This window comes from Polynucleobacter sp. AP-Capit-er-40B-B4 (assembly GCF_018882245.1).
In the GTDB taxonomy this organism is placed as follows: Bacteria; Pseudomonadota; Gammaproteobacteria; order Burkholderiales; family Burkholderiaceae; genus Polynucleobacter.
The window spans coordinates 1-15,471 of sequence record NZ_JACVOV010000002.1 but is presented as its reverse complement, the minus strand read 5'-3'; the positions used below and the strand labels follow the sequence as shown (position 1 = coordinate 15,471).

15 protein-coding genes and 1 tRNA gene are annotated in these 15,471 nt (G+C 46.2%); 12 read left to right on the top strand and 4 right to left on the bottom strand.

Annotated features, from left to right (window positions below; translation table 11 throughout):
* Positions 1-112 precede the first annotated feature (112 nt).
* Both ICN19_RS05065 and ICN19_RS05060 read left to right on the top strand, forming a co-directional pair.
* A complete protein-coding gene (locus ICN19_RS05065; protein WP_216246063.1) occupies positions 113-742 on the top strand; it encodes a response regulator transcription factor in 630 nt (209 codons plus the stop codon).
* 78 nt (positions 743-820) lie between these two features.
* Positions 821-1,867, top strand: coding sequence for a helix-turn-helix domain-containing protein (locus ICN19_RS05060; protein ID WP_216246062.1), 1,047 nt, complete (start codon positions 821-823; stop codon positions 1,865-1,867).
* A 59-nt stretch (positions 1,868-1,926) separates the two neighbouring features.
* On the opposite strand, the gene glnK is transcribed toward ICN19_RS05060, so the two are convergent.
* The 3 genes from glnK to ppa all read right to left on the bottom strand — a co-directional run bounded on the left by glnK (position 1,927) and on the right by ppa (position 4,527).
* Positions 1,927-2,265 (bottom strand): P-II family nitrogen regulator, encoded by a 339-nt coding sequence (gene glnK, locus ICN19_RS05055; protein ID WP_068323619.1) that lies wholly within the window; start codon positions 2,263-2,265, stop codon positions 1,927-1,929.
* A gap of 71 nt (positions 2,266-2,336) precedes the next feature.
* Complete coding sequence (locus tag ICN19_RS05050) at positions 2,337-3,956, bottom strand: NAD+ synthase (protein WP_216246061.1); 1,620 nt, start codon at positions 3,954-3,956, stop codon at positions 2,337-2,339.
* Between the two features lie 34 nt (positions 3,957-3,990).
* Positions 3,991-4,527 carry an inorganic diphosphatase gene (gene ppa, locus ICN19_RS05045; RefSeq protein WP_216193676.1) on the bottom strand — a complete coding sequence of 179 codons (537 nt, stop codon included), beginning with the start codon at positions 4,525-4,527 and terminating at the stop codon, positions 3,991-3,993.
* Positions 4,528-4,710: 183 nt separating this feature from the next.
* Here ppa and ICN19_RS05040 point away from each other — a divergent pair, with 183 nt between their 5' ends.
* The 3 genes from ICN19_RS05040 (at position 4,711) to ICN19_RS05030 (ending at position 7,468) form a co-directional block, all read left to right on the top strand.
* A complete protein-coding gene (locus ICN19_RS05040; RefSeq protein ID WP_216246060.1) occupies positions 4,711-6,771 on the top strand; it encodes a sodium-translocating pyrophosphatase in 2,061 nt (686 codons plus the stop codon).
* A gap of 69 nt (positions 6,772-6,840) precedes the next feature.
* Entirely contained in the window at positions 6,841-7,149 is a 309-nt protein-coding gene (locus tag ICN19_RS05035; RefSeq protein WP_370625176.1) for a BrnT family toxin, read from the top strand.
* A complete protein-coding gene (locus ICN19_RS05030) occupies positions 7,127-7,468 on the top strand; it encodes a DNA-binding transcriptional regulator (protein ID WP_216246058.1) in 342 nt (113 codons plus the stop codon). The genes ICN19_RS05035 and ICN19_RS05030 overlap by 23 nt, the downstream gene beginning before the upstream one ends.
* Positions 7,469-7,529: 61 nt before the next feature.
* Here ICN19_RS05030 and trxB read toward each other — a convergent pair whose 3' ends face one another.
* Positions 7,530-8,486 carry a thioredoxin-disulfide reductase gene (gene trxB / locus ICN19_RS05025; RefSeq protein ID WP_068323588.1) on the bottom strand — a complete coding sequence of 319 codons (957 nt, stop codon included), beginning with the start codon at positions 8,484-8,486 and terminating at the stop codon, positions 7,530-7,532.
* A 39-nt stretch (positions 8,487-8,525) separates the two neighbouring features.
* On the opposite strand from trxB, the gene ICN19_RS05020 reads away from it, so the two are divergent.
* From ICN19_RS05020 to ICN19_RS04990, 7 genes are all read left to right on the top strand, one after another.
* The gene (locus ICN19_RS05020) at positions 8,526-10,838 is read left to right on the top strand and encodes a DNA translocase FtsK (RefSeq protein ID WP_216246057.1); all 2,313 of its coding nucleotides are present in this window, start codon (positions 8,526-8,528) and stop codon (positions 10,836-10,838) included.
* A 6-nt stretch (positions 10,839-10,844) separates the two neighbouring features.
* Positions 10,845-11,528 carry an outer membrane lipoprotein carrier protein LolA gene (locus ICN19_RS05015; protein WP_216246056.1) on the top strand — a complete coding sequence of 228 codons (684 nt, stop codon included), beginning with the start codon at positions 10,845-10,847 and terminating at the stop codon, positions 11,526-11,528.
* 53 nt (positions 11,529-11,581) lie between these two features.
* Positions 11,582-12,892, top strand: coding sequence for a serine--tRNA ligase (gene serS, locus ICN19_RS05010; protein WP_216246055.1), 1,311 nt, complete (start codon positions 11,582-11,584; stop codon positions 12,890-12,892).
* Between the two features lie 11 nt (positions 12,893-12,903).
* On the top strand, positions 12,904-13,311 hold the full coding sequence (locus ICN19_RS05005) for a hypothetical protein (protein ID WP_216246054.1): 408 nt from the start codon (positions 12,904-12,906) through the stop codon (positions 13,309-13,311).
* Between the two features lie 51 nt (positions 13,312-13,362).
* A tRNA-Ser gene (locus tag ICN19_RS05000) sits at positions 13,363-13,452 on the top strand.
* 136 nt (positions 13,453-13,588) lie between these two features.
* On the top strand, positions 13,589-13,828 hold the full coding sequence (locus ICN19_RS04995; RefSeq protein ID WP_216246053.1) for a hypothetical protein: 240 nt from the start codon (positions 13,589-13,591) through the stop codon (positions 13,826-13,828).
* Positions 13,829-13,944: 116 nt separating this feature from the next.
* Positions 13,945-15,090, top strand: a complete 1,146-nt coding sequence (locus ICN19_RS04990) for a hypothetical protein (RefSeq protein WP_216246052.1) — start codon at positions 13,945-13,947, stop codon at positions 15,088-15,090.
* Positions 15,091-15,471 lie beyond the last annotated feature (381 nt).

The window sequence follows — 15,471 nt, the reverse complement described above, 5'->3', positions numbered from 1 at the left end:
AATATACCAATGAAATCATTGATTTAGGTCTAAATATTAGCTAGATAGCTAATAGCTTCCTGAAAAGCACTGCAGTACATTAGCTCATCTATTACTTTTTCCTTTGAATTCAATGACTAAAGTCGGCCATATCTACCTAATTGACGATGATGAATCCATGCGCATTTCTCTCTCAAGAATGCTGCGGGAACTGGGCTATCTAGTCGAAGACTATGCCTCTGCAACCTCGTTCTTAGAGAAGTCTGTGCCGGTATCCCCAGCAGTCATTCTCTTGGATATGCAGATGCCGGATATGACGGGCCTAGACTTACAGGAGAGGCTCCTCAAATTCGGTCGTAAGACGCCCATCATCTTTGTGAGCGGACAAAGTCACCCCCATCAAATTGTTCAGGGCCTGAAGAAGGGTGCGGTTGATTTCTTATTCAAGCCATTTAACTTAGAAGAGCTCCTTAAAGCGGTTGCAGATGCAATTGACTTTGATAGTCGCCAACTCAAGCGCGTTTCTTTGGATGTGGAGGCCAAGAAGGATTACGAAAGCCTAACCCCGAGAGAGCGTGAAGTATGCGGATGGCTCGTTAAAGGCCTTTTAAACAAGGATATTGCAGTAAAACTGGGAACAACCGATGCCACGATTAAGGTTCATAAAGCCCGAGTGATGGACAAAATGCATGCGGATTCAGTTCAGGTTTTAGTGAAGAAGTATCTTGAGTCCAACCTTGAGAATCATCCTTTAAATAATTAGCTTTGTGGCTAATTACCCTTGTACCATTTTGGTATTAATATCAATCTTGTTACTTCCACTTGAGATGCTCGCTGCGCAGTGAATAAATCAGACAAACTTCCAGAGATTCGTAAAGAAGCATTTACTAAGGCTAGAGAAAGTCTTGGTTTAAGTGCGAAAGATTTGTCTGGCATGGCTTGCTTATCTACTCGTCAAATTGAGCAGATTGAGAATGGTGAGAGCAGCAGTTTCTACGGTGCTCAAGTTAAATTCACGGCGGCAAAAAAAGTTGCTGGTTTATTAAAGCTCACTCCAGAAGAGGCATTTGATTTTTCTGGCATGACGCAACCTGTAAAAGCAGTTGAAGTGGAAGAAAAATTGCAGGAGGAGACAGCGGCCTCTGCAGCAGAGAAAAAAGCAAAGCCTGGAAAAGTAAAAGAAGTAAAAGAAAAACCAGAAGAAAAAGAAGCTACTCCAGTAGCGAAAGTTGCAGAGCCTAAAGTTGAAAAAAGCAGCTCTAATAAAATATCTGAAAGTATTCTTGACTACAGTGTGAAGTCAAAAGCTCCAGCAGCTCCTAAAAAGAAAATCATCCTGCTATTAGCAATTGCTGCAGCAGTGATTTTTTCCGTGGTGAACTTACGCCCGCTATTTTTTCCTGAGCCAGTTAAAGAAGAAGTAGTCATCATTCAAGAAGTTGCGCCAGAGACCCCGTCAGTCAGTGCGCCTGCTGAGCCGCCTGCTAATGCTCCTGCTGTCGGCCCTGCGCCTGCTGCGCAGCCTGTCACAGCAGCGGTCTCAACTGAGTGTCCGCCTGCGGATGCTTCAGCCCTGATCTACAAACCAGACGCGCCTAAAAAATCAGGTGACATGGTGTATTTGCAATCTAAAACTGCGCAAACTGTTTGCGTGGTCGATGCTGCCGGTAAGACTCAAAACAAATTGCTTGAGCCTGGCGTTGGAGCGAGTGTATATGGCAAGCCACCGTTCAAGGTGTTAACTGGTGGATTAAATCAGGTAGATTTGTATTTCCAAGGCGCAAAGGTGCGCACTGGCAATACGAGCAGCAAGACAATTGTTTTGGAGCCAGCTGAAATTGTTCAGTCTGTAGCTCCCTCTACCTCTACAGACTCTCAATTACGTTAATCCAAATAAAAACAGCGGCTAATTAAGCCGCTGGTTTGGGTAATGCATTTAATCGATCGTTAAACTGCTGCGTTATCGGTTTCACCGGTACGAATACGAATCACTTGTTCAACTGCAGTAACGAAAATCTTTCCGTCACCAATCTTGCCAGTGCGTGCAGCTTTGGTAATAGCTTCGATAGCGGCTTCAACGCGGTCATCAGCAACTACAGCCTCTACTTTTACCTTAGGCAAAAAGTCGACTACATATTCAGCGCCACGATAGAGTTCGGTATGACCTTTTTGACGGCCAAAACCTTTAACTTCAGTCACGGTCAGGCCTGTAACGCCTACTTCAGCCAAGGATTCGCGTACTTCATCGAGTTTGAATGGCTTAATGATGGATGTAATTAATTTCATTTATTCCCCCTAATGCGTTAATCATACCTAGAACTTGAATAGCTTGCCAAAAATGGCTATTTTCAGGCTGTCTAGGCTCTAAACTGTGATGTGATTGGGTAGCGCCAATCCCGGCCAAAAGCACGGGTCGTCACACGGACCCCTGGGGGTGCTTGGCGGCGCTTATATTCATTAAGTTTAATGAGGCGCGTGACTTTTTCAACACTTTCCGCCTCAAAGCCTGCAGCAATAATTTGGGCGATGGATTGGTTTTGTTCCATGTATCGTTCAACAATGCCGTCCAATACTTCATAGGAAGGCAGGCTATCTTGATCTTTTTGGTCAGGACGCAACTCTGCTGAAGGGGCGCGGGTCAAAATACGCTCCGGAATGATTGGCTTAATACTATTGCGATAGGCGCACAAGCGATACACCAAAGTCTTGGCAATATCTTTAATGACTGCAAAGCCACCGGCCATATCTCCGTAGAGAGTGCAGTAGCCAACTGCCATTTCACTTTTGTTACCAGTGGTTAAAACGAGTCGACCAGTTTTATTCGACAGAGCCATGAGCAGTGTGCCGCGCACACGTGCCTGAATGTTCTCTTCAGTAGCGTCAACATTTAAACCTTTAAATTGCTCGGCTAAGGATGCCTCTAAAGCATCAACTGGTCCGCTAATCGGAATCTCATCGTATTGCACGCCTAGGTTCTGTGCCATCTCCCGCGCATCGATCCAAGAGATATCCGCTGTATAGCGTGAAGCCATCATCACGGTACGTACTTTATCGGCGCCTAGGGCGTCTACGGCAATTGCCAGTACCAAAGCAGAATCTACGCCGCCAGATAGGCCAATAATCACGCCAGGAAAGCGATTTTTGGTGACATAGTCACGTACGCCCAAGACCAGTGCTTGGTAGGCCTGCGCCTCAACAGACTGGGGTGGGGTAATCAAACCCTTTTCCAGTTCACCGGATATAGAGGTCGTAACCATACCCAAGCCGGTTTCAAACTGGGGCATTGCCATCACAACTTCACCTTTGCTATTCAAAGCAAATGAACCACCATCGAAAACCAATTCATCTTGACCGCCAACAGCATTGACATAGACCAGCGGCATTTTAGTTTGGGCAATATGGCCACGCAATACATCAATACGTAGCGCTTCTTTTTTCAAATGATATGGAGATGCATTGGGTACCAGTAGTACTTGTGCGCCAGCGGCATGCGCTTGTTTAGCGGGGCCAGCATGCCAGGCATCCTCACACAGAATCAATCCGTAACGAATGCCGTCGCATTCAAATACACAAGTTTGATTGCCGGGTACGAAGTAACGCACCTCATCAAATACTTCATGGTTGGGTAATTCTTGTTTTGCATAGCCTGCAATGACGTTGCCGTTTTGTAAAACGGACGCATAGTTTTGCAAGCCAGTCGATGTCTTTTTGGGGTGTCCCACGATAACGGTCAGACCAGAGTACTGAGCGAGCTCTTTCATCAAGAGTTCAAGCTGCTCCTGCGCTGCTTCAATAAAAGCAGGGCGGAGTAATAGATCTTCTGGGGGATAGCCGGTGAGCGATAGCTCGGGGGTTACTACGAGTTTGGCACCTTGAGAATGGGCGTCTAGAGCGGCCTTGTGAATCAGTTGCGCGTTGCCAGCCAAATCACCCAGTAATGGGTTGATTTGGGCTAAAGCAATTTTCTGTGAGCTCACTCCGATTCACAAAGCCTTTTAATAATTTAAAAAATTACTTGTTCTCTTTGTTGTAGCGATCGATGCCCTCAAGAATTTCTTGATGAGCTTCCGCAATGCCACCCCAACCTTTAACTTTTACCCACTTACCTGGCTCGAGATCTTTGTAGTGCTCGAAGAAGTGTTGAATTTGGTTCAAGCGTAATGGGTTGATGTCTTCTGGTTTTTGCCAGTGAGTGTAGATAGGTAAAATTTTGTCTTCAGGGACGGCTAACAACTTAGCGTCTTGACCGCCTTCATCTTCCATTTGCAAAACACCAATTGCGCGGCAGCTAACAACCACACCTGGGATCAATGGAAATGGAGTAATCACGAGAACGTCAACAGGGTCGCCATCACCAGCAATCGTTTTATTGATGTAGCCATAGTTACATGGATAGTGCATTGCAGTACCCATAAAACGGTCAACGAAAATTGCGCCACTCTCTTTATCTACCTCATATTTGATTGGATCCGCATTCATTGGGATTTCAATAATGACGTTGAAGCTTTCAGGGATCTTTTTACCTGGCTTGACTTTGTCGAGACTCATAAATACTCCGAATAATGATTAGTAAATACCCTGATCCTATAGAGGGGGCGCAGGGGTGATTCTGTTACATACTGGAACTGCTTAAAGACCATAGTTTAAAGCTTTCGTGATCCCGGTCTACCTAAGTGCAGGATATGCAAAACAATAAAGATTAACAAACGATTAATTTTAGGGAGTTCAAGCATGAGTAATGTCACTTTAGGCTTGTATTTTGCCTTGGCGTGCGGTGTCCTAGCCGTAATTTACGGTTTTGTGATGCGCGGCTGGATCTTGAAGCAAAGTACGGGCAATGCCAAGATGCAAGAAATTGCGGAGGCAATTCAGCAGGGTGCGGCGGCTTATTTGTCGCGCCAATATAAAACGATCGCCGTTGTTGGGGTAATCCTGACTATTTTGATGGCACTCTTCCTCGATTTTGCGACTGCCATTGGCTTCGTTATTGGCGCAGTTCTTTCTGGCGCCTGTGGATTCATTGGTATGAACGTTTCAGTACGCGCAAACGTTCGTACTGCAGAAGCAGCTACCAAAGGAATGAACGAAGCCCTTAATGTGGCATTTAAAGGTGGCGCGATTACCGGCATGTTGGTAGTGGGTCTCGGTCTTTTGGGTGTTGGCTTGTTCTTCATGTTCCTCGTATCGATTGGCGCAGGGCAGGACCTCTCTTCTGTATTGCATCCACTGATTGGCTTGGCATTCGGCTCTTCACTGATTTCGATCTTCGCTCGTTTGGGTGGTGGCATCTTTACTAAAGGTGCGGACGTTGGTGCGGACTTGGTGGGTAAAGTCGAAGCAGGTATTCCGGAGGATGATCCGCGCAATCCTGCGGTGATTGCTGATAACGTTGGCGATAACGTTGGTGACTGCGCAGGTATGGCCGCGGACTTATTTGAAACGTATGCAGTGACTTTGATTGCAACCATGGTGTTAGGTTCACTCATGGTGACTGGTGCACCAGTGGCTGCGATTATTTATCCATTAGTACTCGGTGGTGTTTCAATCATCGCCTCCATCATTGGCTGCTCATTTGTCAAAGCAACGCCTGGCATGAGAAACGTGATGCCTGCTTTGTATAAAGGCTTGGTCATTGCTGGCGGTCTATCGCTGATTGCTTTCTACTTTGTAACCAACTTCATCATGCCGGACGATGCGTTGGGTATCCCAGGCAGCCAATGGCGTTTGTTTGGTTCAACCGTAGTGGGCTTGTTACTGACAGCAGGTTTGGTATGGATTACGGAGTACTACACCGGCACACAGTTCAAGCCAGTTCAACATATTGCTGAAGCATCCACCAAAGGTCACGGTACTAACATCATTGCTGGTTTGGGTATTTCGATGAAGTCGACTGCTTATCCAGTGCTATTTGTATGCGCAGCGATTTTTGCAGCGTATTGGTTGGCTGGTTTGTACGGCATTGCGATTGCAGCAACTGCGATGCTGTCGATGGCAGGGATTGTGGTTGCGCTTGATGCCTATGGTCCAATTACCGATAACGCTGGTGGTATCGCAGAGATGGCAGGTTTGCCACAATCTGTACGTGACATTACCGATCCATTGGATGCTGTTGGTAACACTACTAAAGCAGTTACCAAAGGTTATGCGATTGGATCTGCCGGCTTGGCATCGCTCGTGCTGTTTGCTGACTACACCCATGCTTTAGAGGGCATTGGTCAACAAGTGTCATTTGATCTGTCAAACCACATGGTGATCATTGGTCTCTTTATTGGCGGCATGATTCCTTACTTGTTCGGTGCGATGGCAATGGAGGCGGTTGGTCGTTGCGCAGGAGCAGTGGTTGAGGAAGTGCGTCGTCAGTTCCGCGACATCCCCGGAATCATGGAGGGCACCGCTAAGCCTGAGTACGGTAAAGCGGTAGATATGCTGACTTCAGCAGCGATTAAAGAGATGATCATTCCTTCACTCTTGCCAGTGGTTGCCCCAATCGTAGTGGGTCTCTTACTAGGACCTGCTGCATTGGGAGGCTTACTCATGGGTACGATCGTGACCGGCCTGTTTGTGGCGATCTCGATGTGTACCGGTGGTGGCGCTTGGGACAATGCGAAGAAATACATCGAAGAAGGTAACTTCGGCGGCAAAGGTTCTGAAGCGCATAAAGCTGCAGTAACTGGCGACACCGTAGGTGACCCTTATAAAGATACTGCGGGTCCTGCTGTTAATCCGCTGATTAAGATCATTAACATTGTGGCATTACTCATCGTGCCATTATTGCCAGTGATCTCACGTTAAGTAATACAAACGCAATAAACAAAAACGCCTAGCAATGCTAGGCGTTTTTTATTTTGAAAGCACTTGACTATGGTAGGCCATTGGCCTACCATAGTGTTAATGGATTTTGAATGGGATTTGGCTAAAAGTAACTCATGCCAGATCTCTCGAAATTTTGATTTCGCATATGTGATATCAATTTTTAAAGATCCTACGATACTTATTGAGCATGACCAAAGGTGGGATTACGGGGAAGAGCGGTATCGCGCAATAGGAGCAATTGATAAAAGGGTCTTCGTAGTTGTGTTCACTAGAAGAGTTAGGGCCATCAGAATTATTTCAGCAAGGAAAGCTAACAACAGGGAGGTCAAGCGATATGAAAAAAATAGTACGAGTTAGCGTTGATCCAAATAACCCAAAAAGTTTCCCCAAGGGAGTTGTAAATAAGAAGCTATTGGATGCAACCTCTGAGCGCCTCATAAAGTTGCACCAACAGCAAGACGATGACGAAGCTATGCAAGATGCTGCAAAGTATGCAAAGCGAGTTCGTGAACGGATTGGCTTGTCTCAACAAGAGTTCTCAAATCGCATAGAAGTCTCCTTGGAAACTATCCGAAATTGGGAGCAAGGGAAAAGAAGTCCAACAGGCGCAGCAAAGGCGCTGCTAAAAATATTGGATCGTGCGCCTGAGGTGGCTTTACTCGCCTTGAGCGTATAAGAAATCTCAAATAAAAAAGCCTAGCATCGCTAGGCGTTTTTATTATTGCAACTCTGAAAACTTATTCCAATGTTTCCAAGTAGCGCTGCGCATCTAATGCAGCCATACAGCCTGTGCCAGCACTCGTAATTGCCTGGCGGTAGATGTGATCTTGTACGTCGCCAGCCGCAAACACGCCAGGGATGTTGGTAGCAGTAGCATTACCTTCAAGCCCTGAGTGGGTCTTAAGGTAACCATTGTTCATGTCGAGCTGACCAACAAAGAGTTCAGTGTTTGGCTTGTGACCAATGGCGATAAAGGCACCAGTTACAGCGATGTCTTCAGTGCTGCCATCTTGTTTCTTGATGCGTACACCAGTAACGCCTTTTTCATCGCCAAGCACTTCATCAAGAGTGGCGTTCAATTTCAACTCTACTTTACCTTCAGCCACTTTTGCCATTAAGCGATCATTCAAGATTGGCTCAGCACGGAATTTGTCACGACGATGAATGACAGTTACTTTTTTTGCAATGCCTGTGAGGTAGAGTGCCTCTTCAACAGCAGTGTTACCACCACCCACTACGCACACATCTTGATTGCGGTAGAAGAAGCCATCACAAGTTGCGCAACCAGAAACGCCGCGACCCATGAAAGCCTCTTCACTTGGTAAGCCGATGTATTGAGCAGAAGCGCCAGTACAAATAATTAAGGCATCACAGGTGTAAGTTCCAGAATCGCCAACCAAACGAATGGGTTTCTCTTTTAGGGCTGCTGTATGAATGTGATCAAAAATGATTTCAGTATTGAAGCGTTCCGCATGCTTCAAAAAGCGATCCATGAGCTCAGGACCTTGAACGCCATCAGCATCAGCAGGCCAGTTTTCCACGTCGGTCGTGGTCATTAACTGACCGCCTTGAGCCAGCCCAGTAATGAGGGTAGGGTTCAAATTGGCTCGGGCAGCATAGACAGCGGCTGTATAGCCAGCAGGGCCTGATCCGAGGATTAGAACTTTGGAGTGTTTTGGGGTATTTGTAGTCATATTCAAATTATAGATTTGCTTGATTACAATCGGTAGAACATGGCAAGAACCACATATCCGAAGTCCAAGGCTCCATTGAGCCCCGAGCCCCCAGAGAACGGCGGGCAGGGCAGGATGCCCCGCCTCTTATTAGAGGCCCGCTGGTTCATCTCTCTAGGCCTTTGCCTGGGCTTATTTGCCATTTTGCTGACCTATTCAAAGGCAGATCCAGCCTGGTCCCATGCCAGTTTTGAGGCCCCCAAGAACCTTGGCGGCCGTTTTGGGGCTTATTTAGCCGATTTAATGCTGTATGTCTTTGGTATTTCCGCCTTTTGGTGGGTAGCCCTGTTTGGACGCCGCGTACTCAATGGCTGGCGTGAGCTTTGGAGCATTCCCCTGCCGCTGGATCCAGAAGCCAAGCCAGACTCCTTATTAATGCGCTGGCTGGGCTTTGGCCTGACATTAGCGTGCAGCATGGGTCTTGAGTCTATTCGGATGCATTCGCTGTCCTGGGAGCTTCCTAGACCGCCTGGGGGCATTTTGGGAGAGCTGATTGGCGACCCATTACAAATGTCCCTTGGCTTTACCGGTTCAACCTTGGTTTTGCTATTTGGCTTGTGTGCCGGCCTTTCATTGTTTTTACATTTTTCCTGGTTGGATGTCGCTGAAAAAGTAGGTCGTTTCTTAGAGGTGTCTTTCCATCGTATCCGTGAGCGTCGCGATAGCGAAGAGGATCGAAAGTTAGGCGAAGCTGCCGCAGAAGAGCGCGAAGAGTTTGTAGAAGAATTCCGTGGCCGTGTTGAAGTTGCTGCGCCAGTGCAAATTGTGCGTGCACCTGTTGAGATTCCAAAGAGTGCTCGAGTTGAGCGTGAGAAACAACAACCATTATTTGTGGATATCCCCGACTCTGAGTTACCACCACTCGCATTGCTTGATCCAGTGCCAGAAGCAAAAGAAACTATCTCTGCTGAAGTATTGGAATTTACTTCCCGTTTGATCGAGCGCAAGTTGGCCGAATTTAATGTTCAAGTAACCGTCATCGCTGCGTACCCTGGTCCGGTTGTAACGCGCTACGAGATTGATCCAGCAGTTGGCGTGAAGGGTAGTCAGATTGTGAACCTTTCACGTGACTTAGCCCGCTCATTAGGCGTAGTCAGTATGCGTGTAGTGGAAACCATTCCTGGTAAGACCTGCATGGCTTTGGAATTGCCGAACCCTACGCGTCAATCTGTTTACTTGTCAGAGATTCTGACTTCACAGGTCTACAACGACAATCACTCATTACTGACGCTGGCTTTAGGTAAAGACATTTCCGGTAGCCCAATGGTGGCTGACTTAGCGAAGATGCCACACTGCTTGGTTGCGGGTACCACAGGTGCTGGTAAGTCAGTTGGTATCAATGCCATGATCTTGTCATTGCTCTTTAAGGCTAAGCCTGATGAAGTGCGTTTGATCATGATTGATCCGAAGATGCTGGAGATGGCAATCTACGACAAGATTCCACATTTGTTGTGTCCAGTAGTGACGGATATGAAACAGGCTTATAACGCGCTGAATTGGGCGGTTAATGAGATGGAGCGCCGCTACAAACTCATGAGTAAGTTTGGTGTGCGTAACTTAGCTGGCTTTAATAAAAAGATTTTAGAAGCAGAAGAAAAAGGTGAGAAGCTCACCAATCCATTTAGCTTGACACCGGATGATCCGGAGCCAATTTACAAAGCGCCAGTCATTGTTATCGTGATCGACGAGTTGGCTGACTTGATGATGGTCTCCGGTAAGAAGATTGAAGAACTGATTGCGCGTATTGCACAAAAGGCACGTGCTGCTGGTATTCATTTGGTTCTAGCAACACAACGTCCAAGCGTTGATGTGATTACTGGTTTGATTAAAGCCAACGTACCAACCCGTATTTCATTCCAGGTGAGCTCGAAGATCGATAGCCGTACGATTCTGGATCAGCAGGGCGCGGAAGCGTTGCTCGGTATGGGTGACATGCTCTACATGGCACCAGGTACCGGCTTGCCAGTACGTGTACACGGCGCCTTTGTATCCGATGATGAAGTACATCGCGTAGTTGAGTGGCTCAAAGAGAAGGGCGAAGCCAACTATATTGATGGCGTACTCGAAGGTGCTGATGAATCCAATGTCGATGCATTGACCGGTGAGGGTGGTGGTGAAGCCGACCCACTCTATGATCAAGCCGTTGCTATCGTTCTCGAAAACAAGCGCCCATCCATCTCGTTAGTGCAGCGTCATTTGCGTATCGGTTACAACCGTGCTGCGCGCCTTCTTGAGGATATGGAAAAAGCAGGCCTCGTATCCAAGATGGGTAACGGTGGCAATCGCGAGATTTTGCATCGCCCTTCAGAGTAAGAATCCATGCCAAGATTTCTAATTTCAGCAATTCTTGCGATTGCAAGCATTCTGTTTGCAGGTGCAGCGCTCTCACAATCTGAGAGTGGTGCTGAGCAATTACGTCAATTTGTACGTAACTCTAAAACTGCCGAAGGGGATTTTGTGCAACAGCAGTTGCGTGCGCCTAAAGCGAATGAGCCGCAAGATAAAGGCTTGAAAGTTCTGCGCCAAACGCAAGGCCATTTTGTATTTCAGCGTCCAGGTCGATTTATTTGGGAAACGCAAAAGCCTTACGAGCAAAAGTTGATTGCTGATGGCAAGCAATTAATCTTGTGGGATAAAGATTTAAATCAGGCAACCTTTCGTCCGGCAGGGCAGGCTTTAGCATCAACGCCAGCAGCCATTCTGTTTGGCGAAACTTCACTAGACCAGCACTTTGATCTAGTTGAAGGTGAAGAGCGCTTGGGAATGAAGTGGGTTTCACTGACCCCCAAAAAAGATCCTAATGTAAAGAGCAAAAATGATCTGCCTTATACAAAGATCTCTATTGGCATGGCTAATGGCTTGCCAAAGGCTCTTGAGTTAACTGATGGGCTAGGAAGTGTGGTCCTGGTTACCCTGGATAAGCTCCAGCTCAATGTCAATTTGCCTGCCAATCGCTTTACCTTTACTCCGCCTGCAGGGGCGGAAGTCTTGCGCTTAAACTAGAGCCACAATATTCACTAAGCACTAAAACAGAACAAACCAAACCAGAGCAACATATGATTGATCCGCAATTACTCCGTAAAGATATCGCCGCAGTTGCTGCGCGTTTAGCTACTCGTAAGTTCCAGTTAGATGTTGAGAAATTCAACGCCCTGGAATCAGAGCGCAAATCTTTACAAACCCGTACTGAAGAATTACAAGCCAAGCGCAACCAATTATCTAAAGCGATTGGTATGAAAAAAGGTAAGGGTGAGGATGCCTCAGTTGAGATGGCTGAAGTTGCACAAGTAAACACCGACATGGAATCTGGTTCTGCCCGCTTAGCAGTACTTCAGGCAGAAATTTCAGATTTCTTGATGGGCATCCCAAATCTTCCGGATGAATCCGTACCTATCGGTAATGACGAAACTGAAAACAAAGAAGTAAAGCGTTGGGGTGAGCAGCCCATTTTTGATTTTGAGATTAAAGACCACGTTGATCTCGGTGGTCCATTAGGTCTGGACTTTGAGGTGGCAGCTAAGATTAGCGGTTCACGCTTTGTAGTACTCAAAGGACCAATCGCCAGATTGCACCGTGCCTTAGCGCAGTTCATGATCGATACGCATGCCACAAAGCATGAGTACCAGGAAGTCTACGCACCCTACATGGTGAACGCTGCATCCATGCGTGGCACAGGCCAGCTGCCAAAGTTTGAAGAGGATCTATTCAAAGTTCCTCGCCAAATGGGTGGTGAGGATGAGGGTGGCGAAGCCAAAACAGAAAACTTCTACCTAATACCAACAGCAGAAGTGCCGGTGACTAATTTAGTCCGCGATGAAATCGTGAATGCTGATAACTTACCAATGAAGTTTGTAGCTCACACACCATGCTTCCGCTCAGAGGCTGGTAGCTATGGTCGTGATGTGCGCGGCATGATTCGTCAGCATCAGTTTGACAAAGTAGAATTGGTGCAAATTACTAAGCCAGAAGATTCTATGCAGGCCTTAGAAGATCTCACAGGACATGCAGAAAGAATCCTAGAGCTTCTAGAGCTGCCTTATAGAAAAGTGTTGCTCTGCACCGGCGACATGGGCTTTGGTAGCACTAAGACGTATGACCTAGAGGTTTGGGTGCCTTCACAAAATGCTTATAGAGAAATTAGCTCATGCTCTAGCATGGGTGATTTCCAAGCGCGACGCATGCAAGCTAGATTTAAAGCTGGCCAAGGCAAACCAGAATTAGTACACACCTTAAATGGCTCAGGCTTAGCAGTGGGCAGAGCATTGGTAGCCCTGCTAGAGAACAAGCAACAAGTAGACGGTAGCATTGCGATTCCGAAAGCGCTGCAACCCTACTTGGGTGGCTTAGAAGTGCTCAAGCCCATTTAAAGTTTGAGCAAATGAATAAGCTCTCATTATTTCTAACCCTTATTTGTGCGGCATTGATTGCTCCAGGGGTTTTAGCGACTGAAAAAACCTATCGATGCGAGGTTTTGAGTGACGCTTATATCAAAAGCAATGGAGAGCTAGATATCGTTAAAGATAGCCCCAGAATTGGCCAAGAATTTGCAGTGGTCAAGAAAACAGGGGAAGTGGTTGGTGATGTGATGGATTCTTTGGGAAAGCCCAAAGTCATCGCATCTGGAAGTAGCGGTAATGCTTACAAAGTTATTTGGACGCAAAAGTCTGCAGGTAAGAACGGTGCCTTTGTGGATTATCTGAGTATTGAAGGATTTGCAAAAGACGGTAAGAAGCCTTTTGGATTCTTTTCTGGCGCACTGCTAATGACAGGCGTTTGCGACCAATAAATCAAAAAGCAGTAGGCAGAATCAATGTTTCAGTTTTAGCCTAGATACACCGGAGAGGTGGCAGAGTGGTCGAATGTACCTGACTCGAAATCAGGCGTAGGGTCAAACCTACCGAGGGTTCGAATCCCTCCCTCTCCGCCAGTATTGACCTGGAAGCCTTTATCTATATGGCTCTATTAATTTGATGGCTCTCTACCCACCAGCCTACCCACCAGTAAAGCATTGCTTGCTTTTAAATTTCTATCAATACAACCTAGTCTCTAGATAAGATATCGCTATGGACGATCTTGAATTTGTAGGGAAAATTATGGGCATGAAGACTCTCAAGCAAATGATTGAGAGTAAGGAGGTAATGCCAGCCTCAGAACTAGCAAAAATGAAGGCCGAGGAAGAGGCCCAAGAAAAAGCATTTGCAGAGGCGGTCCAATCAGAGCAGTCACATCAAAAAACAAAGATCTGCACCGGTAAGGTCAAGGGCAGGGCACTTTGGACGCGTGAGCGCTTTAACGAAGATTGATCTAGCTTTAGGGTTGTTGTAACGACATCATATTCCTACAATTTGAATATCAATTCTTTATTTTGATTTCAGATTGAAAGGCGAATATGACACCCAGAACGCTAACCAGACAGGAAATGTATGACCTAGTATGGTCAAAGCCAATGACGCAGCTTGCGGCAGAATTTGAATTGTCTGATGTTGGCTTAAGAAAGATCTGTAAAGCAGCAAAAGTGCCCACGCCTGGCCTCGGATATTGGGCAAAGTTGGCAAATGGCAAGAAAGTCATTAAGACTGAGTTGCCAACGCTGTATCCATTCCAATCTCAATTTGTCCATATCGGCGGGGGTTCTCGCAGTCGGTATGGTTATTTCGACGAACCAGAGAAAACGGATGAGGAGTTGGCTCAAATGGAGTTGCCACCTCCTCCAAAATTCGATGAGACGATTGATGAGGTGAGGTTGAAGATTGAGGCTCTCGTTCCCTTAATCCCTATTCCCAAAAGCATTAGCAGGCCCCATCCAATTACTGAGAGATTGCTGGGCTACGACGCTGATATCGCAAAAGAAAAATACTGCTTTTATAAGCCTAGGTATCAACATCCTGCGGGACTAAGACTGTTGTCAGCACTTAATAGTTTCTTTACTTACTTCGAGAAGTTGGGGTTCAGGGTAAAAGTGCACGGACCTAGAACGCAATCTATGAGCGTCGACATGGATGGTAGCTACCACTACTTCAGATTCGTTTGCTTTGATGATGGCAATCACTTTTATCGCAGGAAGAGCTCCCCCGGAAAGGCTTATGGCTTTAGTTGGACAAGCGACCAAAATCGAATGTCGGAGAACAAAGACTATCGAGAATATGTAGATATCACTCCGGAAATCTTAAGAGACCTCGCTATTGAGCTATTGATGGATATTGAGGAGCGTAAGAGAAGTAATATCGAATGGTTATATCAACGTCAAGTTGATAAGAAAAAGGAAGCGATTGCGAATATTGCAGAAAGAAAGGCTAAAGCTACACTTCGCCGTCAGCAGGAGACTGATCGAATAATTGAAAATCGTTTGAGATTAATGAGTCAAGCCTTAAAGGACATTAGAAGGGCTGAAAAAATTCAGGAATTAATTGATGCCCTAGATAAGAAGGTTGAAGCTGCGAGCAAAGAGATTCCTGGCTACAAAAAATGGCGTGCGTGGGCCATTCATCAGGTGAACTCAACTGACCCACGAAATATGTCCATTAAGCGCACAGGGCGGTGGATTCAAAGGTTTAATTTGAAGTAGAGCGAACTGAGAGTTTCAAGCTAATGGGTTTGGATTTGTTATGTTGATATGAAGCACTTCTTGATTCAGGCGGTTGAGGGCTTCGAATTAAGGGTGCGACAGAAATTCTTAGAATAGTGACTTGAGAAAGTAACTGGTTTATGATACTGTACATACATACAGTACTAATTGATTAAATGGGCCAATATTTGCCATAAATTTATGAGGCTCATTCTATGAGCCTTTAAGACTCAATACTGCATTCATCCTTACAACTATTGGATGAATGCATGTCAACAATCCGTCAAAAACTAGTATTTCTAACTGGTCATCGCATTACTGCGAATGCCTCAACTGAAGAGATCGGCAGCTTAAGTAAGATTGGCGCAGCCATTGCTTTTG

Bases quoted from the DNA above. Each gene is read 5' to 3' on its own strand.
- ICN19_RS04995 (WP_216246053.1), top strand. From the start codon at position 13,589: ATGGACGATCTTGAATTTGTAGGGAAAATTATGGGCATGAAGACTCTC.
- glnK (WP_068323619.1), bottom strand. From the start codon at position 2,265: ATGAAATTAATTACATCCATCATTAAGCCATTCAAACTCGATGAAGTA.
- ICN19_RS04990 (WP_216246052.1), top strand. From the start codon at position 13,945: ATGTATGACCTAGTATGGTCAAAGCCAATGACGCAGCTTGCGGCAGAA.
- ICN19_RS05030 (WP_216246058.1), top strand. From the start codon at position 7,127: ATGAAAAAAATAGTACGAGTTAGCGTTGATCCAAATAACCCAAAAAGT.
- ICN19_RS05020 (WP_216246057.1), top strand. From the start codon at position 8,526: ATGGCAAGAACCACATATCCGAAGTCCAAGGCTCCATTGAGCCCCGAG.
- ICN19_RS05040 (WP_216246060.1), top strand. From the start codon at position 4,711: ATGAGTAATGTCACTTTAGGCTTGTATTTTGCCTTGGCGTGCGGTGTC.
- ICN19_RS05065 (WP_216246063.1), top strand. From the start codon at position 113: ATGACTAAAGTCGGCCATATCTACCTAATTGACGATGATGAATCCATG.
- trxB (WP_068323588.1), bottom strand. From the start codon at position 8,486: ATGACTACAAATACCCCAAAACACTCCAAAGTTCTAATCCTCGGATCA.
- serS (WP_216246055.1), top strand. From the start codon at position 11,582: ATGATTGATCCGCAATTACTCCGTAAAGATATCGCCGCAGTTGCTGCG.
- ICN19_RS05005 (WP_216246054.1), top strand. From the start codon at position 12,904: ATGAATAAGCTCTCATTATTTCTAACCCTTATTTGTGCGGCATTGATT.
- ppa (WP_216193676.1), bottom strand. From the start codon at position 4,527: ATGAGTCTCGACAAAGTCAAGCCAGGTAAAAAGATCCCTGAAAGCTTC.
- ICN19_RS05015 (WP_216246056.1), top strand. From the start codon at position 10,845: ATGCCAAGATTTCTAATTTCAGCAATTCTTGCGATTGCAAGCATTCTG.
- ICN19_RS05035 (WP_370625176.1), top strand. From the start codon at position 6,841: ATGGTAGGCCATTGGCCTACCATAGTGTTAATGGATTTTGAATGGGAT.